19 protein-coding genes and 2 tRNA genes are annotated in these 25,165 nt (G+C 71.6%); 8 read left to right on the plus strand and 13 right to left on the minus strand.

What is annotated here, in order from left to right; translation table 11 throughout:
* Positions 1-47 precede the first annotated feature (47 nt).
* Positions 48-1,028, minus strand: coding sequence for a phosphatase PAP2 family protein (locus K8612_RS20410; RefSeq protein ID WP_223763513.1), 981 nt, complete (start codon positions 1,026-1,028; stop codon positions 48-50).
* Positions 1,025-3,487, minus strand: a complete 2,463-nt coding sequence (locus K8612_RS20415; RefSeq protein WP_223763604.1) for an RND family transporter — start codon at positions 3,485-3,487, stop codon at positions 1,025-1,027. The genes K8612_RS20410 and K8612_RS20415 overlap by 4 nt, the downstream gene beginning before the upstream one ends.
* A gap of 431 nt (positions 3,488-3,918) precedes the next feature.
* Here K8612_RS20415 and K8612_RS20420 point away from each other — a divergent pair, with 431 nt between their 5' ends.
* Positions 3,919-5,472 carry an aminotransferase class I/II-fold pyridoxal phosphate-dependent enzyme gene (locus K8612_RS20420; protein ID WP_223763514.1) on the plus strand — a complete coding sequence of 518 codons (1,554 nt, stop codon included), beginning with the start codon at positions 3,919-3,921 and terminating at the stop codon, positions 5,470-5,472.
* Positions 5,473-5,481: 9 nt separating this feature from the next.
* On the plus strand, positions 5,482-6,657 hold the full coding sequence (locus K8612_RS20425; protein WP_223738343.1) for an N-acetyltransferase: 1,176 nt from the start codon (positions 5,482-5,484) through the stop codon (positions 6,655-6,657).
* An 81-nt stretch (positions 6,658-6,738) separates the two neighbouring features.
* Here K8612_RS20425 and K8612_RS20430 read toward each other — a convergent pair whose 3' ends face one another.
* On the minus strand, positions 6,739-7,374 hold the full coding sequence (locus K8612_RS20430) for a phospholipid-binding protein MlaC (RefSeq protein WP_223738342.1): 636 nt from the start codon (positions 7,372-7,374) through the stop codon (positions 6,739-6,741).
* A 66-nt stretch (positions 7,375-7,440) separates the two neighbouring features.
* Positions 7,441-9,240 carry a TolC family protein gene (locus tag K8612_RS20435; protein WP_223763515.1) on the minus strand — a complete coding sequence of 600 codons (1,800 nt, stop codon included), beginning with the start codon at positions 9,238-9,240 and terminating at the stop codon, positions 7,441-7,443.
* 223 nt (positions 9,241-9,463) lie between these two features.
* On the opposite strand from K8612_RS20435, the gene K8612_RS20440 reads away from it, so the two are divergent.
* Positions 9,464-10,384, plus strand: a complete 921-nt coding sequence (locus tag K8612_RS20440; RefSeq protein ID WP_223738340.1) for a class I fructose-bisphosphate aldolase — start codon at positions 9,464-9,466, stop codon at positions 10,382-10,384.
* Between the two features lie 176 nt (positions 10,385-10,560).
* Positions 10,561-14,361, plus strand: a complete 3,801-nt coding sequence (locus K8612_RS20450) for an ATP-binding protein (RefSeq protein ID WP_306799687.1) — start codon at positions 10,561-10,563, stop codon at positions 14,359-14,361.
* Between the two features lie 85 nt (positions 14,362-14,446).
* Here the strand turns inward: K8612_RS20450 and K8612_RS20455 are convergent.
* The 5 genes from K8612_RS20455 to K8612_RS20475 form a co-directional block, all read right to left on the minus strand.
* Positions 14,447-14,519 (minus strand) — tRNA-Ala (locus K8612_RS20455).
* Positions 14,520-14,586: 67 nt separating this feature from the next.
* Entirely contained in the window at positions 14,587-14,985 is a 399-nt protein-coding gene (locus tag K8612_RS20460) for a hypothetical protein (RefSeq protein ID WP_223738338.1), read from the minus strand.
* A 59-nt stretch (positions 14,986-15,044) separates the two neighbouring features.
* A complete protein-coding gene (locus tag K8612_RS20465) occupies positions 15,045-16,424 on the minus strand; it encodes an RsmB/NOP family class I SAM-dependent RNA methyltransferase (RefSeq protein ID WP_223763516.1) in 1,380 nt (459 codons plus the stop codon).
* Positions 16,425-16,433: 9 nt separating this feature from the next.
* Positions 16,434-17,105 carry a response regulator gene (locus K8612_RS20470; RefSeq protein WP_223763517.1) on the minus strand — a complete coding sequence of 224 codons (672 nt, stop codon included), beginning with the start codon at positions 17,103-17,105 and terminating at the stop codon, positions 16,434-16,436.
* 91 nt (positions 17,106-17,196) lie between these two features.
* Positions 17,197-17,282: transfer RNA gene (locus K8612_RS20475), tRNA-Leu, on the minus strand.
* Positions 17,283-17,381: 99 nt separating this feature from the next.
* Between K8612_RS20475 and K8612_RS20480 the strand changes: the two genes are divergently transcribed.
* The 4 genes from K8612_RS20480 to K8612_RS20495 all read left to right on the plus strand — a co-directional run bounded on the left by K8612_RS20480 (position 17,382) and on the right by K8612_RS20495 (position 22,369).
* Complete coding sequence (locus K8612_RS20480; protein ID WP_223763518.1) at positions 17,382-18,128, plus strand: M48 family metallopeptidase; 747 nt, start codon at positions 17,382-17,384, stop codon at positions 18,126-18,128.
* Between the two features lie 544 nt (positions 18,129-18,672).
* Positions 18,673-19,629, plus strand: coding sequence for a diguanylate cyclase (locus K8612_RS20485; protein WP_223738334.1), 957 nt, complete (start codon positions 18,673-18,675; stop codon positions 19,627-19,629).
* Between the two features lie 26 nt (positions 19,630-19,655).
* The gene (locus K8612_RS20490) at positions 19,656-21,392 is read left to right on the plus strand and encodes a two-component system response regulator (protein WP_223763519.1); all 1,737 of its coding nucleotides are present in this window, start codon (positions 19,656-19,658) and stop codon (positions 21,390-21,392) included.
* A 95-nt stretch (positions 21,393-21,487) separates the two neighbouring features.
* Positions 21,488-22,369, plus strand: coding sequence for a hypothetical protein (locus K8612_RS20495; RefSeq protein ID WP_223738332.1), 882 nt, complete (start codon positions 21,488-21,490; stop codon positions 22,367-22,369).
* A 108-nt stretch (positions 22,370-22,477) separates the two neighbouring features.
* Here K8612_RS20495 and K8612_RS20500 read toward each other — a convergent pair whose 3' ends face one another.
* The 4 genes from K8612_RS20500 to K8612_RS38960 form a co-directional block, all read right to left on the minus strand.
* Positions 22,478-23,071, minus strand: a complete 594-nt coding sequence (locus K8612_RS20500; protein WP_223763520.1) for an HdeD family acid-resistance protein — start codon at positions 23,069-23,071, stop codon at positions 22,478-22,480.
* 181 nt (positions 23,072-23,252) lie between these two features.
* The gene (miaA, locus tag K8612_RS20505) at positions 23,253-24,134 is read right to left on the minus strand and encodes a tRNA (adenosine(37)-N6)-dimethylallyltransferase MiaA (protein ID WP_223763606.1); all 882 of its coding nucleotides are present in this window, start codon (positions 24,132-24,134) and stop codon (positions 23,253-23,255) included.
* A gap of 72 nt (positions 24,135-24,206) precedes the next feature.
* Positions 24,207-25,043 carry a hypothetical protein gene (locus K8612_RS20510; RefSeq protein WP_223763521.1) on the minus strand — a complete coding sequence of 279 codons (837 nt, stop codon included), beginning with the start codon at positions 25,041-25,043 and terminating at the stop codon, positions 24,207-24,209.
* Positions 25,040-25,165 (minus strand): hypothetical protein, encoded by a 126-nt coding sequence (locus K8612_RS38960; protein ID WP_255651269.1) that lies wholly within the window; start codon positions 25,163-25,165, stop codon positions 25,040-25,042. Before K8612_RS38960 ends, K8612_RS20510 begins: the two co-directional genes overlap by 4 nt.

Genomic DNA, 25,165 nt, shown 5'->3' on the forward strand with positions numbered 1-25,165 from the left:
AGGCCAGCGCACGTCCACCCCGAACCCCGGGGCGACCGGCTGGCGGTTCAGGGCCGGACGATAGCGTCCGCGGGCACGGAACGCGCGCCCTGTTCCACCGCGCGCTGCCGGGCGGACCGGGACAGGGCCAGCGCCAGCCCCGTCACCACCAGCACCAGGGGGACCGCGCAGATGAGGTCGATGGCGTAGTGGAACCGCCCCGCCAGGGTGGCGAAGATGAGCCCCATGCCCGGCAGGAGCATCACCCAGAAGAAGCGCCGGGCGAACCGGAACGCGTAGAAGAGCACCACCAGCATCACCCCGGTGTGCCCGGACGGGAAGCAGTCCCGGGTGTACACCGGCGTGCGCATCATGGACTCCAGAAGCGGCGTGAGGATCCACCCCTGGGTGGCCGGACTGTCGAACGCGCCGATGAGGAAGTACCGGGGCCCCACCGCGGGCACCAGCGAGTACGCCGCGTAGTTGAAGCCCAGCAGCAGGCCCAGCCCCAGCAGGTACTCGTCGAAGCCGGGCGTGGCCCCCCTGCCCCGGGCGTACAGGTAGACGCCCAGCAGCAGCGGCCAGAGGAAGTGCCCGTAGTAGCAGAGCATCAGCACGTCGTTGGCCCAGGGCGGCACCACGTGCGCCAGCGCCACCGCGGCCTGGAAGCCGAACAGCTTCTGATCCACCGCGACGAGCTGCGCGTCCTTCAGCACCGGGTTCACCCAGTCCACGATGGGCCCCAGCCACCCGTGGGCCAGCGCCGACACCGGAAGGAGCCAGAAGTCCGCCACGATGGTGATGAGGTGGTAGCGCGGGAAGCGCGCCTCCAGCATGCGCATGGCCGGCAGGCCCAGCGCGAAGAAGAGGAAGAGGAGCGCGTTGCGGCCGGAGTGCGGCGCCCAGCGGGCCGGGCCCACGCACACCAGGGCGGCCACCGAGCAGGCCACCATGAGGACGAGGTCCACCTGCCGGAAGCGCACGAGCGCTTCGCCGGACGACGTCACGACGGGCCGCACGCGGCCTTCGCTGAATGACCAGATGCTCACGCCGATTTGCGCTCCCCCGGCGACTCGGCCGGCAGCTCGCCGGCCCCCCCGAGATTGAGGCTCCGCACCACCGCGCCCGACTCCGGCGCCACCGCGGACCGCCGCCCCTTCCACCGCTCCAACAGCGCCAGCATGGCCGGGAAGAACACCGTCGTTCCCAGGAAGGTGCTCACGACCCCCAGCAGCGCAATCTGTCCGATGCTGCGCAAGCCCTGATGGTTGGCCACGAGGAGCGCTCCGTAGCCCGCCGCGTTGGACAGGGTGGCCACCACCGCCGCGAAGCCGGTGTTGCGCACCACCCGGCCCAGCGACCCGGGGCCCTCCTCCTCGTACCGGTGGAACAGGTGCACCGAGTTGTCCACCGCGATGGCCAGCAGGTTGGGCAGCACCACCGCGTTGATGAAGTTGAGCTGGACGTCGAAGAGGTACATCCCGCCCGCCAGGCACGTCATGCCCAGGAAGAGCGGGCCCGCCACCAGCAGCGCGCGCTTGAGGCTGCGCAGGCTGGCGAGGATGACCAGGAACACCACCACCGCCGCGGACCAGAGGATGAACGGCCCGTCCCCGCGCACCAGCGAGAAGATGCGCGCGGCGATGCGGTTGCTGTCCAGCACCGCCAGGTCGATGCCCTTCGCCTTCGCCCCGGCCACCACCTCATCCAACTGCCCCGCCCAGCGGTGCAGGTCCTGCGTGTCGTAGTTGGACACGGACGGGAACAGCAGGAGGAACATCCCCTTGCCGTCCAGCGCCTCGAAGCGGCGGCGCGCCTCCACCGGCAGCTCCTCCAGGCCGTAGGGCTTCGCGTCCACCATCTGGCGCAGGTCCTTCACGCGCGGGTCCTCCTGGGCGGACCTCGGCAGCCCGTCCAGCAGCGTCCGGATGCCGCCCATCTCCGCCTCGTGACCCGCCACGTCGGAGGGCACCAGGTCGCTCAACGACGCGGTGCGAAGGAACACGGAGTCGGCGCCGTTCCTCGCCTTCACCTGGGCGATGACGGCCTCCACCTCGCGGACCTGCTCCAGCGTGTCCACGGCGAGGATGGCGGGGTTGAGCGGCGAGCCGATCTGCTCCGTGATGTGGTCGTCCAGCCGCGACGCCGGCGAGTCCCCCTTCAGGTTGCGCAGGTTGGTCTCGAAGCCCAGCCGGGTCGCGATGCCCACCGAGTACGCCGCGAAGCCCACCACCGACAGCGCCACCGCGACGATGACGCCCGTGGGCCAGCGCCGCCACTCCTTCGCCGGGGCCTGCTCCACGACGGGCGCGGCGGGCTGGGCGGTGGACGCCGCATCGCGGCGGTACGGGCGGATGCGCTCCGCGATGGCCAGCAGCGACGGGCCCAGCGCGTACGCGGACAGCACCGCCATCAGCACGCCCACGCCCGCGAGCAGGCCGAACTGCTGGAAGGCGTGGAACTGCGCCAGCACCAGCACGAAGAACGCCGCCGCGTTGGTGAAGGCGGACGTGAGCGCCCCGCTGAAGGTGCCGCGCACCGCCGCCGTGAGCGCCTCCTTCACGCCGTGCCGCTCGCGCTCCTCCCAGTAGCGCATGGCCAGGTGGACGCCGTACTCGATGCCCAGGCCGATGAGGATGGCGACGAGGAAGCCCGTCACGATGTTGAGGTGGCCGATGGCGCCCTGCGCGAACGCGAACGTCAGCACCAGCCCCACCATCACCGGCACGCCCACCACCGCCAGCGCGGAGATGCGCCGGGTGGCCAGCAGGATGAGCCCCACGGCGATGAGCGCGGACAACAGGCCCGCGTTGGACAGGTCGCGGCGCATCACCGCGTCCTCCTCGATGCGGTTCTGGAAGTTGCCCGTCGCCTCCAGCGTCACGCCCGGGTACTGCTCCGCCGCCAGCTTCCGGCCGGTGTCGAACACCGTGGCCACGAAGTTCCGCGCGAACTCCAGGTCCCCCGCCGTCCCCGACGGCTTGATCATCAGGTAGACCTCGGTGCCCTCCTTGTTCGCCAGCGTCTCCGGCAGCGCCGTGTCCGGGGTGTGCTTCCGGGCGATCTCCTCGAAGGTGGGCGGCGCCACGTCCGCGCCCAGGTCCACGAAGAGGGGGCTGGCGCGCTCCTTCTCGTACTGGACGCGGGCCTCCAGGTCCTGGCGCAGCGAGGCGACCTCCGCCGTGGGCAGCAGAAGCAGGCCGTGGCGGCGGAAGAAGGCCACGTCATAGTGGTGCTCGACGTAGCGGACCGTGGGCAGGGCCTCCAGGCGCTTCTGGAACTCCGTGGCGTAGGCCTTCAGGGCCTCCGGGGCCGCCCCCCTGGCCATGATGACCAGGTAGCCGTCTCCGCCCGCCTTCTCTGACACGCGTGTCAGATCCCGGACCTCCGGGGCGCCCTCCGGGAGCAGCTCCACGAACGACCCGCGGAACTCCAGGCGCGAGGCGAAGAAGCCCGCGGCGGCCGTCACCAGGGCGGCCGCGAGCAGCACCTGCCAGGGGCGCGACATCGCTGCCTGGATGAAGCCCTCGAACCACCGCCGCCGTCGCGCTTGAGACACCGTCCGCTCCTCTGATGCCAGCCGACGAAGCAATAAGCCGGCCATGATCCAGGCCCCCGGAACAGACGGCCGCTCGGAACCCATTCCCCGTGTGAACCCGTGTGCGCCATTGGCGCTGAAGCATCCACTGGCGGACGCAGGTCCGGGGGCGCGGCGTGCCACCATTGCGGCATGACTGTCAAGGCGCGCCCTGACACGGATGCCCCACACCGGGTGAGATGGAGCCGTCCCCGCCTTGACAGTGCGGATTTCCCTCTTTATTGACCCCCTCGCGTCGTCCCCCTGGGTGTTCGCGCGGCCGGGCAATCCGAACCTGGAACGTGCCCTGCACATGGAAAGCGGCTCGGATCCACACCCTCCGACGCGTAAGAAAGACCACCATGAGCGACGTGTTCGACAAGTGCCGTACCTGGAAGGACTACCGCATCGCCAAGGCCACGGGACTGTACCCGTACTTCCGGGCCATCGAGGCGTCGCACGGCGCCACGGAGGTGGAGATCGAGGGGCGGCGGGTCATCATGGTGGGCTCGAACAACTACCTGGGCCTGTCGGCGGATCCGCGCGTGAAGGAAGCGGCCATCAAGGCGACTGAGAAGTTCGGCACCACCTGCTCCGGTTCGCGCCTGCTCAACGGCACGCTGGCGCTGCATGAGGAGCTGGAGGCGCGGCTGGCGAAGTTCCTCAACCGCGAGGCGGCCATCGTCATCTCCACCGGGTTCCAGACGAACCTGGCGCTGGCGTCCATCCTGGGCCGGCACGACATCGTGTTCAGCGACCGCGCGAACCACGCGTCGCTGGTGGACGGCGTGCGCCTGTCGTTCGCGACCGAGCGCAAGTTCCGCCACAACGACATGGATCACCTGGAGCAGTTGCTCGCGGCGGCGGAGCCGGGCGCCGGGAAGATCATCGTCACGGACGGCGTGTTCTCCATGGAGGGCGACGTCTGCAACCTGCCCCGCATCGTGGAGCTGTCCAAGCAGTACAACGCCCGCGTGATGACGGATGACGCGCACGCCATGGGCGTGCTGGGCGAGCTGGGCCGGGGCACGTCGGAGTACTTCGGGCTGGAGAAGGACGTGGACCTGGTGATGGGCACGTTCTCCAAGAGCTTCGCGTCGCTGGGCGGCGTGCTCGCGGGCCCCTTCGAGGTCATCAACTACATCCGCCACAAGGCGCGCTCGGTCATCTTCTCCGCGTCCATGACGCCCGCGTCCATCGCGGCGGCGCTCAAGGCCACGGAGATCATCGAGGCGGAGCCGCAGCGCCGCGAGCGCCTGCTGGACATCGCGGAGAAGATGCACAACGGCTTCCGCGCCATGGGCTTCGACACGGGCGTGTCGGTGACGCCGGTGGTGCCGGTGCACATCGGCGACCAGGTGAAGTGCTTCCGCTTCTGGCGCGCGCTGCACGAGGCGGGCGTGTTCGCCAACCCCGTGATTCCGCCTGCGGTGGAGGCGGGCCACGCGCTCATCCGCACCAGCTACATGGCCACGCACACGGACGCGCAGTTGGATCAGGTGCTGGACACCTTCGAGAAGATCGGCCGCAAGCTCAACGTCATCCCGGAGACGCGCCCCACGGTGTACGAGCCGGTGAAGATCGCCCGGCCGGGCAGCGCGGTGCGCAGCAACAAGGCGAGCGAGACGTGGGCGGCGGGCAGCGCGGGCCTGCTCGCGGACAAGGGCTTCAGCCTGGACCAGTTGTCGCGGATGTCGTCGCGGGAGATGGCCGGGAAGTTCTTCGACGCGGTGGAGCAGCTCACCTGGCGCGCGGCGAACCTGCAGCCGGAGGACCTGCGGCGGCTGGGCGGCGCGCCCAAGAAGCTGTGGGAGAAGCGCAGCGAGCTGGGCGGTGTGCTGCTGGAGAAGGGCGCGCAGCTCTTCATGCGCAACGGCAGCGACGGTTCCGACGGCAACCCGGCCGAGAGGAACTGAGCCCCACCCATGGCCCACCCCGCCCCGCACGAAGCGTCCTCCCCTCCCTCCATGCCCTCCGACGTGCAGGTGACCCCTGTGCGCGGCGCGGCGGACCGGACGGCGTTCATCCGGCTGCCGTACTCGCTCTACCGCGACGACCCCAACTGGGTGCCGCCGCTGGAGATGGAGCGCCGCGACTTCCTGGACCCGAAGAAGAACCCCTTCTTCGACTACGCGGAGGTGGAGCTGTTCCTCGCGCGCCGCGGCCAGGACGTGGTGGGCCGGGTGGCGGCCATCAAGAACCCGCGCCACATGGAGTTCCACGGCACGAAGGAGGGCTTCTTCGGCCTCTTCGAGTGCGTGAACGACGCGGGCGTGGCGCGGGGCCTGCTGGACGCGGCCAGCGCGTGGCTGAAGGCGCGCGGCATCGACACCGTGCTGGGGCCGGCCAACTTCTCCTCCAACCAGGACTGGGGCCTGCTCGTGGAGGGCCATGAGAGCCCTCCCGCGCTGATGATGCCCTACAACCCGGCGTACTACGCGGGGCTCCTGGAGACGTGCGGCTTCACCAAGGCGAAGGACCTGTGGGCGTGGGAGCTGTCGTCCTCCACGCCGCCGCCGGAGAAGGTGGCGCGCATCGCGGAGAAGATCCGCCAGCGTGAGGGCGTCACCGTGCGCGCGGTGAACCTGAAGGACTTCCCCGCGGAGGTCGCGCGCATCAAGGAGATCTACAACGCGGCCTGGGAGAAGAACTGGGGCTTCATCCCCTTCACCGACCGCGAGTTCGACCACATGGCCAAGGAGATGAAGGCCATCGTGCGGCCGGAGCTGCTGCTCATCGCGGAGGTGAAGGGCGAGCCCGTCGCCTTCTCCATGACGCTGCCGGACGCCAACGCGGCGTTCAAGGCGGCCAACGGGCGGCTCACCACCTTCGGCCTGCCCATTGGCCTGGTGAAGCTGGTGCTGGCGTCGCGCAAGCTCAAGCGGCTGCGCCTGCTGACGCTGGGCATCAAGGAGGGCTACCGGCGCCGCGGCCTGGACGCCATCCTCTACCTGGACACCCTGCGCACCGCGAAGGAGCTGGGGTACACGGGCGGCGAGATTTCCTGGACGCTGGAGGACAACCACCTGGTCAACCGCGCCATCGAGTCCATGGGCGGCAAGCGCTCCAAGACGTACCGCGTGTACCAGCGGCCCGTCTGACGTCCTCCGGAAACACTTCCGCCCGGGCGCTTCAAGGCACCCGGGCGGAGGGAAACACCGCGAAGCTGTTAGCGCCCTGCCCTACTTCGCCTGCGGCGCGGCGCCCGAGCCACCGGCGGCGGACTCCTTCACGGAGGCCGCGCTGGTGTTGGCGTTCTCCTTCTCCAACTGGGCGCGCTTGGACTTGAGCGTCGTCAGCAGGCCGTCAAAGCCCTTGGTGGAGAGGATCTTCTTGAACTGGCCGCTGTAGGTGTCCACCAGGGACACCTCGTCGGTGATGACGTCGTAGATGCGCCAGTCGGACTTGGGCGTGGCCTTGTAGAGGCGGTAGTTCACGGGCACCTGGTCCGTCTTCACGGTGAGCTCGGTGTCGACCGTGGCCTCGTTCCCCTGCACGCTCTCCTTGCCGTACTTCACGTCCGCCTTCGCCTGGCCGATGGCCTTCTGGGCGTACGAGGCGCGCAGCAGGCCCGTCATGGTGTCGGTGAACTCCTTGCGCTGGGCGGCGGTGAGGCCGGCCCAGGCCTTCTCACCCAGGGCGCGCTTGGCGAGCTCCTGGAAGTCCACGAAGGACTCCACGACGTTCGCCAGGGACTGCACGGTGGCGCCAGGGGCGTTGGCCGCCTTCTGCACGGCGGCGTTGCCGTTCTTCACCACGTTGAGCGGGCTCACGGGGGCGGCGGCGAGCAGCGTGGCGGCAAGCAGGGAAGCAATCATAGGGATGAAGCTCCGGGTTGAAGTTCAGGTGTGACGACACCTGTGAGGACTGGCAGCCTGAAAGGGTTATTCATCCGCCCCGGGGACGGCACCGGTGACGCGGGCGAGTGACGCGAATCCGACGCGCACGTCGTGCCAGCTCTTGCCGCGCTCGGCGGAGGCCTGGGCCAGCGCGGTGAAGGCGTCCACCAGCTCCCGCGTGTCGCCGGTGCCCAGGTCGAAGGCGGCGTAGGCGGCGGTGGCCCAGCGCTTCGCGTTCTTCTCCGCCTCCGTGAAGGACTTCGCCCGCGCGTAGGCCGCGACGAGCTGGCTCTGCGCCTGGGTCACCTCCAGCCGGATGCCGGCCTTGAGCGTCTGTTCCTGCGCGTGCATCTTGTCCAGCTCCGCGCGGGCCTGCTCCAGTTGCGCGTCCTTGATGGGGATGTCGAAGGTGCCCCGGATGACCAGGCCCAGGCCCGCGGTGCGGTCGTTGAAGGGGTCGTACGCGAAGGGGCTGCGCTGGCGCGTGGCGCTGCTCGTCCAGCGCACGTCGTAGTAACCCGCGAGCCCCAGGTCCGGGTAGTAGCTGCGCTCGCGAATGATGACCTCCTGCTCGCGCGCGATGATGCCCGCGGCGATGGCCTTCAGCTCCGGGCGCCGCTCGTTGGCCTGCTTCAGCGCCGTCTCCAGGTCGGGCACGTTCACGTCGCCCTGGAGCGGCAGGTCCTCCTCCATCACCTCCACCTGCTCGTCCGGGCCCACGCTGGCGAGCAGCCGGATGGCGGTGAGCGCGAACTGCTCGCCCTGGATGGCGGTGGCGCGCTGCGACTCCACGAGCTGACGGAAGTACCCCAGCTTGTACGTGTCCAGCTTGGACACCTGATCCGAGTCCTCCTTGAGGAGCGCGTCGATCTTGTCGCCCGCGTCCTTGAGGCGCTTGGACACGTCCTCCAACTGCTTCAGGCCCGCGCGGGCCAACTGGTAGCCGTAGTACGCCTGGGCGGCCTGGAAGCCGGCCTCCGCGCGCACGCGCTCGCGCAGCGCCGCGCCCACCTTGGGGCCCTGCTCGCCCGCCTTCTCCAGCGCGGAGAGCTTGCCGAAGGTGTACAGCGGCAGCACCGCGTTGCCGGTGGAGAACACCGTGACGCCCACCTTGCCGAAGTTCCAGTCGCCCTCCAGCGACGCCTCCGTGGTGGGCGGGCCGCCCAGTCCGTTGTTGCGGGCCTCGGGGACGGGGCCGCCCGCGCCCAGGGTGATCTCGAACCGGGGGAACCAGGCCCAGCGGGCCTGATCATAGAGCGCCTGGAACTTGCGCAGCTCCGCGGTGGCCTCCGCCACGCGCGCGTCCTGCGAGCGCGCCCGCGCCACCAACTGGGCCAGGGTGATGGGCCCCTTGGGGGCCTTCGCGCCCTCGGGGGCGCCATGGGCCCGGGCCTCCTCCGGAGGGCCCCGGGGAATGCCCGGGGTGAGGTCGCCGCGCGCGCCGTCGCCCGAGCCGGGGGAGATGGGAGACGTGCCCAGCTCCGTCGCGCCCGGGGTGGCGGCGGCGGGCTTGGGCGTGCCGGCGGTGGCGCCCTGGGCGGCGTTGCCCGGCTCGGCGGCCGGGGCGGGGTTCACCGCCGCGGGGCCGGGCAGCGGCGCGCGCGTGCCGGGGGTGGGGTTGGCGGCGGACGAGCCGGTGCCGGTGGGGCCGGGGGCCGGGGTGGTGCCGGGCGAGGGGGTGGGCACGGTGCCCGGAGACAGGTTGCCGGGCGAGGGAGACGCGGTCCCCGGCGCCCCTGTTCCCGGGGCATTCGAGGGGGCCGTCGTGGGCGAGATCTGCGCGCCCGCCACGCCACCGGTGAGCATCATTGCCACTGCGACGACCTTGCCGACTTCTCTGCCCATGCTGTGGTCCGCCTCGTGTGCGGCCGGGCATATCCGGAAGCCCGCGACGGTGCAGCATTTCTGTGCACCTTGCCGGGGGGCCGGATGTCGGCTTCCCTCCAGTCGGCTCGCGCGTAGAGGGCGTGACAGTCGGCGACATTCCGTTCAGACAATGCTTTGTGGGCGCGGGCAGGGAACGCAGAATCCCGCGCCGGTTTCGACGCCTTCCTTCAAGGAAAACCCCATGGCCTACACCGACCGCGTCAAGCAGATCCTCTCCTGGTATCCCTCCGACAACCCCGGCACGCTGACGAACCTGGCGCGCCTGCTGAACCACGGCACGCTCGCCGGCACGGGCAAGATGGTCATCCTGCCGGTGGATCAGGGCTTCGAGCACGGCCCCGCGCGCTCCTTCGGTCCCAACCCCGCGGGGTATGATCCGGACTACCACGCGCAGCTCGCCATCGAGTCCGGCTGCAACGCGTACGCGGCACCGCTGGGCTTCCTGGAGGCCGTCGCGGGCAAGCTGGCCGGTGAGATTCCCCTCATCCTGAAGGTGAACAACTCCGACACGCTGGCCAAGACGGCCGCGCCCATGTCCGCGGTGACGTCGTCCGTGAAGGACGCGGTGCGCCTGGGCTGCGCGGCGGTGGGCTACACCATCTACCCGGGCTCCGCGGCCCGCAACGAGCAGTACGAGGACCTGCGCGACATCATCGCGGAGGCCAAGTCCTATGGCCTGCCCACGGTGCTCTGGGCCTACCCGCGCGGCGCGCTGTCCAAGGAGGGTGAGACGGCCATCGACGTGGTGGCGTACGCGGCGCAGATCTCCGCGCAGTTGGGCGCGCACGTCATCAAGGTGAAGCCGCCCTCGGATCACCTGGAGCAGGCGGAGGCGAAGAAGGCCTTCGAGAAGGCGAACATCCCCACCAAGACGCTCGCGGACCGCGTGCGCGAGGTGGTGCGCTCCGCGTTCAACGGCAAGCGCATCGTCATCTTCTCCGGCGGCGAGGCGAAGGAGACGTCCGCCCTCATGGAGGACATCAAGCAGATCCACCAGGGCGGCGGCTTCGGCTCCATCATGGGCCGCAACGCCTTCCAGCGTCCGCACGACGAGTCCATCAAGCTGCTCAAGGACGTGATGAACGTCTTCGCGGGCAAGTAGTCCCCGCGCGGTCCTCCGCGGCGTGGCGCCCTTCCCGGCCTGGCTCTTCGCGGGACGGGCGCCCTGCTTCGCGAAGCGTTTCGCCGTGAACGCAGGCGGGCTGCCAGGGGCTGGAGCGGCCGGCTTCCCATGCTCGTCCCCTGGCCTCCCCCAAGGGCTTCGATTACGCAACGGGGATGAATCACGGTTCCAGGACGTCCGGTGAGCACGGCGCGAACGCACCCGCGCCGCCGCCGGACGACGCCGAACGCGCGGCGGCCCGCGAGGTGCTCGCCGGGGGCGGCGAGATGGGCGCCCTGATGCGCTCCATGGACTGGTCCAGCACGCCGCTCGGTCCGGTGTCCTCCTGGCCGCAGTCCCTGCGCACCATCGCCAGCGTCTGCCTCACGTCCGGCTTCCCCATGATGGTGTTCTGGGGGCCGCTGGCGGTGAAGCTCTACAACGACGCCTACCGGCCCATCCTGGGCCACAAGCACCCCTTCGCCATGGGGCGGGCCGGGCGCGAGGTCTGGGCGGAGATCTGGGATCAGATCGGCCCGTGGGTGGAGCAGGTCCGCCGCGAGGGCCGCGCCCTCATGACGGAGAACCAGCGCCTCTTCGTCGAGCGCAGCGGCTTCCTGGAGGAGACCTACTTCACCTTCTCCTACAGCCCCGTCCGGGACGAATCCGGGGCCGTCAACGGCGTGCTCGACACGGTGGTGGAGACCACCAGCCAGGTGCTGGACGCGCGCCGCCTCCGCACGCTGCAGGAGGTGGCTTCACGCGCGGGCGGGAGCCTCCGCGTCCATGACGCCTCCACGCGCGGAATGGAGGCGCTCGCCACCAACCCCGCGGACCTCCCGTTCGCGCTGCTCTACCAGGTGGAAGCGGGCGGCACCCGGGCGCGGCTGGCGGGGCGCATGGGCCTGGAGGGGGACGGCGCCTTCTGTCCCCAGCAGGTGGACCTGGAGCCGGGCGCGGCCGCCCCCTGGCCGCTGGCCCGGGTGATCCGCTCCGGGCAGGCCGAACAGGTCCGGGGACTCGAGGCCCGCTTCGGTCCCTTACCCCTGCGGCACGGCGTGCCGCAGCCGGGCTCCGCGCTCGTCCTGCCCATGGCCCGCCCCGGCGAGCCGAACCCCACCGGCGTGCTCGTGCTGGGCATGTCACCGCGGCTGCCCGCGGATGCGTCGTACCGCTCCTTCCTGGAGCTGGTCGCCGGCGGACTGGACGCGGTCATCGCGGGGGCGCGCGCGCACGAGGACGCCCGGCGGCAGGCGGAGGCCCTGGCGGAGCTGGACCGGGCGAAGACGGCCTTCTTCTCCAACGTCAGCCATGAGTTCCGCACGCCGCTGACGCTGATGCTGGGGCCGCTGGGGGACGTGCTCACGGACGTGGAGCACCCGCTGGAGCCCACCCACCGCGAGCGGCTGGAGCTCGTGCAGCGCAACAGCCAGCGGTTGCACAAGCTGGTGAACAGCCTGCTCGACTTCAGCCGCCTGGAGGCGGGCCGCATGCGAGCCACCTTCGAGCCCACGGACCTGGGCCCGCTCACCACGGGGCTCGCGAGCGCGTTCGACTCGCTGGCGAGGAAGGCGGGGCTGCGGCTCCAGGTGGACTGCCCTTCCCTGTCCGCCCCCGTCTGGGTGGACCGCGATCTCTGGGAGAAGATCGTCCTCAACCTGCTCTCCAACGCCTTCAAGTTCACCTTCCACGGCGCCCTCACCGTCCGGCTCCGCGAGGGGGACGGCCGGGTGGAGCTGTCCGTCAGCGACACGGGCACGGGCATCCCCGCCCCCGAGCTGCCCCGCGTCTTCGACCGCTTCCACCGGGTGGAGGGCGCGCGGGGGCGCAGCCATGAAGGCAGCGGCATCGGGCTGGCGCTCGTGCGGGAGCTGGTGGAGCTGCACGGCGGCCGCGTCTCCGTGGAGAGCACGCTGGGCCAGGGCAGCACCTTCACGGTGTCCCTCCCTACCGGCACGGCGCACCTGCCGCCCGAGCAGTTGAGGGCCGTCCCGCGAGAGGGAGTCCAGGCCCCGAATCCGGAGGCCTTCGTCCAGGAGGCGGAGCAGTGGCTGACGGCCGCGGAGAACGCGCCCGCGCCCGTCCCGGAGGCACCCCCGGGGGTCGTGCGGGGGCACGTGCTCGTGGCGGACGACAACGCGGACATGCGCGACTACGTGCGGCGGTCGCTGGAGGGGCGCTTCCAGGTGACGACCGTGGCGGATGGCCGCGCCGCGCTGGAGCTGGCACGGGAGCACCCGCCGGACGTGATGCTGTCGGACGTGATGATGCCGGGGCTGGACGGCTTCGGGCTCCTGCGCGAGTTGAAGGCGGATCCGCGCACGGCCCACGTCCCCGTCATCCTCCTGTCCGCGCGCGCGGGCGAGGAGGCGAAGGTGGAGGGCCTCACCGCCGGCGCGGACGACTACCTGGTGAAGCCCTTCGGCGTGCGCGAGCTGGTGGCCCGCCTGGAGGGGACGGTGAACGCCGCGCGGGCGCGCGCCCAGCGCGAGGAGCTGCTCCAGGCGCTCAAGCTGTCGGAGACGCGCTACCGGCTGGCCACCCGGGCCACGAAGGACGCCATCTGGGACCTGGACCTGAGCACCCAGCAACTGACCTGGAGCGAGGGCATCCACACGCTCTTCGGCTACCCGCCCGGCACGGTGTCCTCCGGCCTGGACTGGTGGACGGAGGCCGTCCACCCGGAGGACCGCGCGCAGGCCACCGAAAGCCTCCACGCCATCGCGGACACGCCCGGCGGCAGTGACTGGCGCGCCGAGTACCGCTTCCGCAAGGCGGACGGCACCTACGCCCAGGTGGAGGACCGCGGCTGGGTGGTGCGAGACGCCTCCGGCACGGCGCTGCGCATGGTGGGCGCCATGCAGGACGTCACCCAGCGCAAGGCCGCGGAGGACGCCCTGCGCCGCAGCGAGGAGGAGTTCCGCACGCTCGCGGAGGCGCTGCCGGAGGCCGTCTTCGTCACCGCCCCGGATGGCTCGGTCACCTACGTGAACGGCGTGCTGACGGAGCAGACCGGCGTGAGGGCGGAGACGCTGCTGGACCGGGGCTACCGGCAGGTCATCCATCCCGACGACCTGCCCCTCAGCGGCCAGGCCTGGGTGGAGGCCCTGAAGCGCGGCGACCGCTACCAGGCCGAGCACCGGGTGCGCTACCGGGACGGCCTGTACCGCTGGCACCTGGTGCGCGCCCTGCCCGTGAAGGACGCGGAGGGGCGGATCATCAAATGGGTGGGCACCTCCATGGACGTCCACGAGCTGCGCCAGGCCCAGGCCCAGCAGCAGCAGCGCGCGGACTTCGAGCAGCAGCTCATCGGCATCGTCAGCCACGACCTGCGCAACCCCGTGAGCGCCATCCTCCTGGGCGCCGCCAGCCTGATGCGCCGCGAGGAGCTGGACGAGCGCAGCACCAAGGCCGTCAGCCGCATCCAGTCCGCCGCGGAGCGGGCCCACCGGATGATCCGCGACCTGCTCGACTTCACCCAGGCGCGCCTGGGCGGCGGCCTGCGCATCCAGCGGCGCCCGTCGGACCTGCACGAAATCGTGGACGGCGTGCTGGAGGAGATTGAAGCCACGCACCCGGACCGGGAGATCCGCCGGCGCCGGAGCGGCAGCGGCCTGGGCGTGTGGGATCCGGACCGGCTGGGGCAACTGGCCCAGAACCTGGTCACCAACGCGCTGAAGTACAGCCCCCGGGACACCGCCATCCAGGTGGAGACCCACGGCGGGGACGACGCCGTGTCGCTGTCCATCCACAACGAGGGGGCGCCCATCTCACCGGAGCGGATGAGCCGCCTCTTCGAGCCGCTGCAGCGCGCCAGCGGCGAGGTGGACCACAGCAGCCGGAGCATCGGCCTGGGGCTCTACATCGTGAAACAACTGGTGGAGGCCCACAGGGGCATCATCACCGTGACGTCCACCGCCGAGGAGGGCACCACCTTCACCGTGCGGCTGCCCCGCGACCTCCCGGCGAGCCTGTAGCGAGGGCGCGGCGGCCTCCGGCGCCGGAGGCCGCAAAAGCAAAAGGCCCGCGAGATTTCTCTCGCGGGCCTCTCTCACTTCAGTGTGGAGCTAACCGGGATCGAACCGGTGACCTCTTGAATGCCATTCAAGCGCTCTCCCAGCTGAGCTATAGCCCCGTCTCTTCTGCTGCGTGCTGCCCGGCCCGCCGTGGGGAGCGGTCCGTGCCGTGAGGCGGCGCGACTTCTACGGCTTCTTCGTCCCGGACGCCACAACTTTTTGCGGCTTCGCGACGGTTTTTACCTTCAAACGGTCCGCCACCTCTTCTCCTTCCCGGAGCAGGTCGGTGAGGGACGCGGCATGATCCGCCGCCGCCTTCTCCGCCGCCGCGATGTTCTGGAGCAGGCGGGCGAAGTTCGCGGGCAGCTCCAGCCGGCCTGCCTGGACGGCCTGCCAGACGGCCTCGCCCAGCTCGCGGTGGGTCTGCTCCTTCTTGTCCTTGAGGAAGGCCGCCTTGCCGTTGGCCCGCGCCAGCTCCGTGTTGCGCTCGACGGCCTCCCGCAGCCTGGCCAGCTTGGCCTCGGCCGCCTGGAAGGCTTCGTTGATCTGCCGCATCACTTCCGCCTGCTTCGGATCTGCCGCCACGGCTGTCACCCTCGGGAGAGAGAAGGTCTTTCGTGCGTAACGTGGCGGCTCGCCGACTGTCAACCCGCCTTGCGGACCAGCCGGGCGGCGAAGAAGCCCCCGCCGGGGACCCGGGGCGGCAGGGCCCGCAGGTAGGGGCCGTCCACGCCCACCTGGAGCTCCGCGGGCCACCCCTCCCCCACCGGCTCCAGCGCGAAGCCCGGGTGCTTCTGGAGGAAGCCCTCCACCACCGCGTCGTTCTCCTCCGGGAGCACGGAGCACGTGGCGTAGACGATGCGCGCCCCGGGCTTCACCTGCGCGGCCACCTCCGCGAGCAACTGGGACTGCGTGGCCTGGAACTCCGTGATGGCCTTCGCGGACAGCTTCCACTTCTGATCCGGCTCGCGCGCCAGGGAGCCCGTGCCGCTGCACGGCGCGTCCACCAGCACCACGTCCACGTCCCCCAGCGGCACCGGGTGCGGGAACGCCACCTGCTTCAGGCCGAACTCGCGCACCCGGTCGCGCGCGTCGGAGAGCCGCCGCTTGGAGCGGTCCCCCGCGAGCACCTTCCCCTTCGCGCCCACCAGGTCCGCGAGCCCCAGCGTCTTGCCGCCGGCCCCCGCGCACACGTCCGCCACCGTCAGCCCCGCCAGGGTCGCCCCGGGAGGCAGGCACGCCAGGACGATGAGCTGGCTGCCCACGTCCTGCACCTGGAGCCGCCGGGCCTTCATCGTCCGCGACTCGAAGATGCGGTGGCTGGAGTCCGAGACCCGCAGCGCGTCCGGCGCGCAGGGCACCGCCTCCGCCGCCACGCCCTCCTCCGCCAGCGCCGCGAGCACCGCGTCGCGGGTGCCCGGGGGCCGCGCGCGGAAGTGCAGCGACGGCTCCTCGTCCAGGGACGCCATCAGCCCCGCGAGCGTTGCCTCCGGATACACCTGCGCCAGCCGCTGCGTGAGCCAGCCGGGGAACGAGTACCGGGTGGCCAGCCGCTCGACGACGGCCTCCGCGCCCTCCGCCGCCGCGGGCTCCGCCAGGGGTTTGGTGGCGAGCCCCTCCAGCACCGCGTCATGCAGCGTGCGCGGACGCACCGGCCCCGGCAGCTTCACCTCCGGCCCGATGCGCGCCCAGCCCTCGCCACAGAAGAGGCGCCGCCAGAGCGTGTAGCGCACCAGCGCCTGATCCTCCGTGAGCGCGTGCTTGCCCGGGGAGTGCCCCAACTGCCGCGCCGCCAGGTCCAACAGCCGCGTGTGCCGGGACAGCTCGCGCGCCGCCAGGGCCACGAAGCGCCGCTCCTGCCCGCCCAGGCCCTCCGCCTCCCGCAGCGCGGTGGCGAGCGCGGCCTTCAGCGGCTCACCCTTGAGGACGGCGATGTGCGTCTCCACCGCCGCGGTGGCCGCGCGCCGGGACGGACGCCCCAGACGTGACGGCTCATGCGGCGTGGGCCAGAGGGGAATGTCCACGGATGACCTCTACGCCTGGCCGCGCAGCGGAACGCACACGGCCAGCGCACCGGCCCGCGTCTTCACCCGGGGCGACGCGCCCTGGGCCAGGAACAGGTAGCACGGCGCGGCATAGCGCTCGCCGTCCAGCTCCAGGTCGCCCTCCAGCACGAGGACCCCATGGGCGGACTGGGAGCGGTCCCACGGGAAGGACGCCTCCGGCGCCAGCCGCAGCCAGGTCCGGGCGCTGTCCGGCGCCGAACCCGCCACACGCACTCCGAGTGATACTTCAATCCACTCAGGGGAATCCCCGGCCAGGGGCTCCCGGGCCGCGGCGACCACCTGGCGCTTGAGCTCCAGGAAGCGCTCCACCAGCCCCAGGATGTCGTCCACCTGGAAGGGCTTGATCAGCAGCGCGTCCGGCACGGAGGGGTGCAGGACCTGGGCGACCTCATCCGGGCCGGCGGCGCTGACGATGGCCACCGGGTAGCGCTGGCGGCGCGCGGCCTCCAGGATGCCCCGGCCATCCGTGTGCCCCCCGGCGATGCGCATGTCGGTCATCACCAGCTCGAAGCGGTCCGCCGTCAGGGCGCGCAGCGCTTCGTCGAGGGTGCCCACCGCCCGCACGTCCGCCAGCTCGGAGACCAGCTCCCCCATTCCCTCCCGGAGGCTCGGATCATCCTCGACCAGCAGGACCTTCATCGCATCTTCCAGCGCGGGGACCAGGGGAGCGCTTTCACGTTCGGGCAGCCCGGGAGGATGGCATCTCGGGCGCCGGGTCTGCGTTTGAAGATGGCCCTCCCCGGACTCGAACCGGGACGCGGGGTCAGCCGCAGCGGATTTTGAGTCCGCCTCGTCTACCAATTTCGACAGAGGGCCCCTTGGGTGTGAGCGAGGCGGCCGAACGTATATCGCGCCTTCGGTCCGTGTGCATCCGAAGATTGCGGCTGTCCACGCACACCGCTAAAGGGGCAGCGCATGTACAACCTCCTCATCTCCCTGGCCGTCGGGCTGGCGGTCGGCGTGCTGGTGAAGTTCGCCGGCGGCTTCTCCTGGTGGGCCGGCATCGTGCCCGGCGTCATCGTCTTCTTCGCCACCTACATCGTGCTCGCCCGCCGGGTCTCCACCCGGGTCCAGGCGCTGATGACGACGGTGCAGAAGGATCTCCAGGGCCAGCCCGCCACCCAGAAGGAGGCCCAGGGCCGCGTGGACCGGGCCGTCCAGACGCTGGAGCAGGGCCTGGTCTGGGACAAGTGGCAGTTCCTGATCGGCCCGGAGCTCCACGCGCAGATCGGGATGCTGAAGTACATGGTGAAGGACCTGGACGGCGCGAAGCCCCACCTGGAGAAGGCCAGCGGCCGCAACTACATGGCCAAGGCCATGGAGGGCGCCCTGCACTTCCGCCGCAACGACGTGCCCGCCATGAAGACCTCCTTCGAGGCCGCGGTGAAGAGCGGCAAGAAGGAGTCCATCGTCTGGGCCGTGTACGCGTGGTGCCTGCTGCAGCTCAAGGACAAGGACGCGGCCCAGCGCGTGCTCGCGCGCGGCGTGGAGCAGAACCCCTCCGACGAGAAGCTCAAGGGCAGCCTCGCCCAGTTGCAGAACGACAAGCGCCTGAAGATGAAGCCCTACGAGCCGCTCTGGTGGCAGTTCGGCCTGGAGGCGCCGCCGATGATGCCGCCCCAGGGTGGCGGGCGCCGCGTGCAGTTCACCCACCGGCGCTGAAGTCCCGGTGGAAGTGATGGCCCGGCGCCACTGCAATGGCGCCAGGGCCCGCTTCCGCCGCCTGCCGTGACCCCGTCGATGGCGCCGCCCCGCGCGGCCCGCCTCCGGGGGTTCCCGACGGATCCGCCGCTCCCTCCCACCCCGGGGCCCTGGCTCCCAGGGCGGCCCGCGTCCGGCAATTCCTACCGTGCGCTCGGGACCCACGCTGCAACGTCTTCCGGCTGGCTTGTTGGCTGTCTCGTGGGCCCCCATGCAACCCCCTGAAAAGAGGCCGTCGCGCGAGTGAGGCGCGGGGCACACGGCTTGCTCCCGGGCAAGGGCACGCGGGCGACCGGGGCGCAAGGTTCCCAAAGCCCCCGCGGAGGCGGACGGGCTTGGCAGCCGGAGGTCTCGGGTGAAGTTTGGATGGGTGGGTGGGTGCTTGCGGAACGAGGCGGCGGCGGGTGCGCGTGGGGCGCAAGGGCGTGGGGAGCACCTGGAAGGGCGTGGGGCCCGAGACTTTCGGCCTGCCATTTCGGGACAGGCGAGCGGAGCGAACCAGTTCATGGAACGGCACGGCCGCAGCAGTGAGCGCGCGCTCCTGCTCATCATCGAGGACGACACCGGCGTGCGCGAAGGCCTGATGGACCTGCTCGCCCCGCGCTTCGACGTGCTGGCCGCCACGGACGCGGACGCGGGCGTGGAGCTGGCGCGCGAGCACCGCCCGGACCTGGTGCTCCTGGACCGGTTCCTGCCCTCCGGGGATGGGCTGGCGGTCCTGGAGACGCTCCAGGGCGACGTGCGCACGGAGACGGTGCCCGTCATCTTCCTCACAGGGGACGCGGACGAGGCGACCCTGGAGCGATGCCTGGAGATGGGCGCCGTGGACTTCATCCACAAGCCGGCGAGCTCGCGCGAGTTGCTCGCCCGCATCGACCGCGCGGTGCGCCAGAGCGAGCAGCAGCGCAAGCTCCAGGTGCTGGCGCAGACGGACGCGCTCACGGGCCTGGCGAACTTCCGGGCGCTGTCCGTGCGGCTGGAGGACGAGTTCAAGCGCGCCCAGCGCTACGGCTACGCGCTGAGCGTGGTGGTCATCGACCTGGACCACCTGAAGGCCATCAACGACGGCATGGGCCACGACGTGGGCAACCGCGCCATCCTGGCCCTGGCCACGCTGATGCAGGGCAACCTGCGCGAGTCCGACTTCGCGGCGCGCTTCGGCGGGGACGAGTTCGTCGTGCTGCTGCCGCACCAGACGTCGCTGGAGGCCGCGGTGTTCGCGGAGCGCCTGCGCTCGGAGCTGCGCGGCGTGAACGTGCAGCGCGGTGACGGGCGCCCGGCGCCCTTCGGGTTGAGCATCAGCGTGGGCGTGGCGGACCACACGGCCGACTCCCCGCGCGAGAGCACGGAGGCCTTGCTGAAGGCGGCGGACGCCGCGCTCTACGAGGCCAAGCGGGAGGGGCGCGACCGGGTGGTGGTGTACGGCCAGTCGATGCACTCGACCGCGGCACAGCGGCACTGACGGCGGGACGGGAACGAGGGCGCGCGATGAGCGGGACCAGCAAGCTGGCGAGTGGTTCGAGGGTGGCGATCGTCGGCGGCGGCATCGCCGGGGCGGGGCTCGCGGCCTCGCTTCTCTTCAACGGCCGCGCGAGGGGCGTGGCCCTGGACGTGCGCGTCTACGCGGGGGGCACCGAGGAGCGCACCGCGCCCCCTGCCCTGCTCACGCCGGAGTGCCGGTCGCGGCTCGCCGCGCTGGGCTGCCGGATACCGCCGGAGTGGCGCGCGCACGAGCTGCGCGGCGTGGAGGTCATCTCCCAGGGCGAGCGCGAGCTGCTGCCCTGCGCGGCCGGCGGGCTCTGGGTCGTGGATGGCTGGCCCCGGGGTGAAGGCGGCCTGGACATGGTGCGCCACGTGCTGTCCACGGCGGCCAGCGCGCAGGGCGCCCGGTTCGTGAACCGCCACGTGGAGCGCGTGGAGCGGCAGGCGCCCGCCCCGGACGCGCCCGCGGCGGTGCGCAACGCGGGGCCCCTCGTCGTCCGCGCGCAGGGCAGCGGCGAGCGCTTCCACGCGGTGGCGCTGGCCGCGGGCGCGGGGCCGCTGCTGGGGGACGCCTTCTTCAAGGGCTTCAAGCCGGCGCCGTCCATGCCGGCGGTGCAGGCGCGCATCCAGGGCGGGATGCCGGGCCGCGACCTGGCGCCGGTGGCGCGGCTGTGGGTGGCGCCGCTGCCCTCCGTGGACGCGCTGTTCCTCATCCCGGGCGCGTCGTCCGTGTACGCGCTGGCGTTCGGCGCGGCGGTGACGCCCGCGGACCTGTGCCAGGTGCTGATGATGGCCGCGCGCGACGGCCTGCTGGACGAAGGCTTCGAGCTCACCGCGCTGGAGACGACGCGCCTGCCCTTCGGCCCCGGCCGCACGCTGGTGGCGCCCGGGCAGTTGGTGGTGGGCCCCGCGGCCTTCGGCCACCCGCTGCAGGTGGGCCTGTCGGAGACGCTGGCGTCGTGCAGCCGCGCCGCGGTGGCGCTGCTGGATGGCGGGCTGGACGCGCCGTCGCTGGAGCGCCGCTACGTGCGCGACGGGCTGGGCGAGCTGATGGAGGACGCGGCGGCGGGAGCGCGCTCCCTCACCTGGCTGCGCCGCGCGGGCAAGCGGGCCCCGGCGGCGTTCGTCGCGGCGCGCGCGAAGCACTCGGCGGGCGGCGTGTACGGCGGCGGCGTGCTGGGGTTGAGCTCCCCCACCCCGCTGGGCCTCCTGTCCGCGGCGCGCTGGTCGGGCGTGCGCGAGGTGGTGGGCTCGTGGCTGCGCACGCCCATCGAGCCCGTGCCCACGCTGGTGCCGGAGGTGGAGCCGGACCTCTACTACGTGGTGGACGACGACGCGGACACGCGCGAGGCGCTCACGCTCCTGTTGGAGAGCACCGGCGCGCGCGTGGTGTCCTTCGCGGACGAGCTGGCGCTGTTCTGCGCGGTGGCGCGCCGTCCGCCCACCGCCATCCTGCTGGACGTGGTGCTGCACTGGGTGGACGGCCTGCGTCTGTGTGAAGGCCTCAAGCAGCACCCGCTCACCCGCGACACGCGCGTGCTGGTGATGAGCGGCCTCAACCGTCCGCACGTGCGGCAGCGCGCGCTCGACGCGGGCGCGGAGGCCTTCCTGCCCAAGCCGGTGAACCCGGATCGCCTCCTGTGCCAGCTCACCGGCCGCGTGCCGGACCCGCTCGGCGCGCCGCGCGACGTCATCCGGCCTCCAGTCACGGAAACATTTGGCGAAGACCGTTTTGCGTCCTGAAACCCACCTGCACGCAACCACGATCACATCGACGGGATAATCCCTACAAAAGCATGAAGCCTCGCACTTCATGCTCCACCAAAAGGGAGTCCCTCATGTTCGCCTCGAAGCTGCCGCGTCTCACGCAGACGACGTCCCGGTTGTTCAAGCACGCGCCGGAGCTCAAGCGCACCTTCTCCACCCAGGTGCCGTCGCAAGAGGATCAGTTGCTCAAGGTCCGCGCGGAGAAGAACCGCGTCAAGCACCAGCAGCACGACCTCATGAGCGACATCATGAACGCCGAGGACCGGCGTCACGGCGGCAACAACCAGCTCGCGCCGCGCATCCGTCCGGACGTGCCGCTCACGCGCCGGGACAACTTCCCCTTCAACGAAGTCCAGCCGAAGTACGAGACGCCGAAGTCGGCCATCGACCGCGACGGCAAGCTGCAGCCGGTGGACGCGAAGGACCGCACGGTGACGCTGACGGCGCACGTGGACGGCGCGAAGGAGACGAAGGCCCACTCGCCCTTCACGTCCTTCAGCGGCGTGCCCGTGGGCGTGGATGGCAAGGCCGTGGAGCAGAAGCTCGTGGACAACCCGGACTACGGCCAGAGCCGCATCGTCCACAACCCGGCGCTCGACGCGAAGGGCGGGGACGTCTTCGACCAGTTCGACATCCAGCGGGACATCCGCACGTCCACGCACCCGGGCCTGGACGAGACGGCCGTGAACCGCAGCCAGCCCGGCACGCCGGTGTGGCAGCCGGAGCCCCACGAGCGGCCCATCCTCGCGGACGTCGGCGTGGACCCGACCAAGCCCCACTTCACCTACCGCGAGCGCGCGATGATGAACTCCAAGCGCGATCAGGAGTACCTGGTGCGCGGCACCATCCACGACTTCACGCTGGAGCGCCCGGACGCCAACGGCGACCTGAAGCACGTGCCGCGCGATCAGTTCGCCGACCAGTTCGACGACGCGCACAAGAAGACGAAGTAGCCCGCGAACCGGTCCGGCGCCGAGCCCCCGCGCCGGACCCGCTCCGCCGGGATTTCACCCACGGATATCCTTCAATCACCGTGGGTGAAATGCGGTCAGTCCTGGCGCTCAGGCCTCCACGTGGTGCAGGCCCCGCCGCAGGAGGAGCGAGCCGGACATCATGGAGATGCCCCGGAAGAAGACGGCGAGCCCCACCAGCGTGCCCACCAGCCACACGGAGGACGCGGGCCACCGGGCCATCACGCCGAGGCCCAGGACCAGGGAGATGAGGCCGTAGGCCAGGTCCCAGCCCCACTGGAAGTAGCGGTCCATGACGGAGGTGATGACGTGGAAGAGGCCGCTGGCGAAGAAGTAGCCGGCGATCAGCAGCGTGAGGGACGCAAGCCCCGCGGCCGGGTACATGACGGTCAGGATGCCGACGACGGTCGTGAGGATGCCGCCGAGCATGAAGGACCAGAAGGCGCTGTGGCTCTCCTTGCGTGAGCGGATCCCCGCGGCGATCTCCAGGACCCCGCCAATCACCAGCATCATCCCCACGAAGAAGACGGTGACCATGCTGGTGAAGAACGTGGCGCCCAGCAGCACCACCCCCGCGATTGCCGTCAGCAGGCCCAGGATGAAGGGAGCGCCCCACATGGCCGAGGCCCCCCTGGGAGGACGGTCCGGCCGGGTCTCCGGCGCACGTTCGACGTTCGTTCGCATGGCGATCTCCACGGTGATGGCTGCCCGCCTCGGGCCCTCGGCCGCCTGCCGGTCCGGGAGTGGACGGGGTGGGGGTAGCGCTTCCTCGTGGAAGATGGGCGCGCGACCGGGCGCGAACAATCGCCTCCCACCCACGAAATGAGGCGGGACGGCGAGCAGGGGCCAGGGTGGCCCACCGCGCCTAGAGGGCAGGACGGGTGTACGGCGGCGACAGGAACACCGCGCCGGGCTCCTTGCGGAACCAGGTGAGCTGCCGCTTGGCGTAGCGCCGCGTCTCCCGCGCGGTGTCGGCGATGGCTTCTGCTTGTGTCATCCGGCCCTCCACCACGGCGCGGGCCTGCACGTAGCCGACGCTGCGCATGGGTGCCGCGTCCGCGTAGCCCTGCTCCAGCAGGGCGCGGGTCTCCTCCACGAGTCCCCGCGAGAAGAGCGCCTCCGTGCGCGTGTTGATGGCGGCGTAGAGGGACTCGCGCGGCGGGTCCAGCACGTAGAGCTGGAAGGGGTGGCGGTCCGGCGCGAAGGCGTGGGCGCGGCGGAACTCGGACGCGGGCACGCCCGTCTGCGCGTGGATCTCCAGGGCGCGGACGACGCGCACCAGGTCCTGGGGAGGCAGCTTCGCCGCGGTCTCCGGATCCACCTCGGCCAGCCGGCGGTGCACGGCCTCCCTCCCCTGCTCCGCCGCGAGCGCCTCCAGCTCCGCGCGCAGCGAAGGCAGGGCGCCGGGCGCGTCCACCACGCCGTGCAGCAGGATGCGCAGGTACAGGCCGGTGCCGCCGACGACGAACACCGGCCGGCCCCGCGAGGCGATGTCCGCGATGGCCACGTCCGCGAGGCGCTGGTACCCGGCGGCGGAGAAGGGCTCGAGCGGATCCACGCAGGAGACCAGGTGGTGCGGCACGGCGGCCTGCTCCTCGGCGGAGGGCTTCGCGGTGCCGATGTCGAAGGCGCGGTACACCTGCTGCGAGTCCGCGCTGACAATCTCCCCGCCCACGGCGCGCGCCCACTCGATGGCCAGCGCCGTCTTCCCCGACGCCGTGGGCCCAGCGATCACCGTCAACGGCACCCGCGTCTCAGCCACCAGCGTCCGCCTCCCGCACCCGCTGTAGCGCAGCCGCGAGGCAAGCGCGAGCCCCCGCTACGCCAGCCGCGCCCGCACGACCTCCGCCGCGCTGGCATCCCGCGCGAACATGAGCCGGGCGGTCTCCACGGACGACAGCACGCGTCCGGCCGCGCCCACCAGCGCTCCCCGGCCCGAGGGCGTGGGCTCGGGCAAGAGCGCGTTGAGCAGCAGCACGCGAGCCACCTCCCCTGCCCCCTGCGCCTCCCACCGCGACCCCGCGTCCCAGCCCAGCGTGCCCACCGCGACGAGCGCCGCCTCGGCGGTCCGGGCCGGCACGTTCCAGGGCGTCCCCGCGGCCCGCCAACCGCCATCCTCCACGGGCCACACAGCGACCAGCTCGTCCGCGAGCACCGCCCCACCCGCCTCGCGCCACAGCCCGCCCAGGGTGCTCTTGCCCGCGCCGGAGTGCCCCACGAACAGCGCGGCCCGGCCTCCATGCACCAGCCCCACGCCGTGGAGGAGCAGCCCGCCGCGCTTCGCCAGCGCGGACGCGAGCATCACCTTGATCACGTTCTCCACCGGGTAGCGCCCGGACCCGACCACGTCCGCGTGGCACCGGTCCTCGGAGAGCACCGCCGAATACCCGGCGCCCTCCACGCGCAGCGTCCCCGCGTCACCGGGCACGAGCCGGGGCAGCTCCTGCACAGTGGGCGGAGCACGGGGACTGGGAGGGTTCCGCATCACCAGCCGGGCATCGGGAGCCACGGCCTCCGCAGCGAGGAACGCGCCGAACACGTGCCGGAGTGGACCGGCGAGCGCGTCATCCTCCACCTCGAGCGCCACCGTCCACCCGGCCAGGGTGATCCGGAGCGCGCCGTCACGGGGACCCGGCGCGGGGTCCCCGCCGTTCACGGCATGCACTCCGATTCGCCGGGGATGGTGCACATGGACAACTGCGCCAGCGCGACGAAGGGCTGCTCCCACAGGATGGCGGGAGGCACGTACACGGCGGGCGCCGCCGGCGGCTTCGGCAC

It is taken from the genome of Corallococcus sp. AS-1-6 (genome assembly GCF_020037015.1).
Taxonomy (GTDB): domain Bacteria; phylum Myxococcota; class Myxococcia; order Myxococcales; family Myxococcaceae; genus Corallococcus.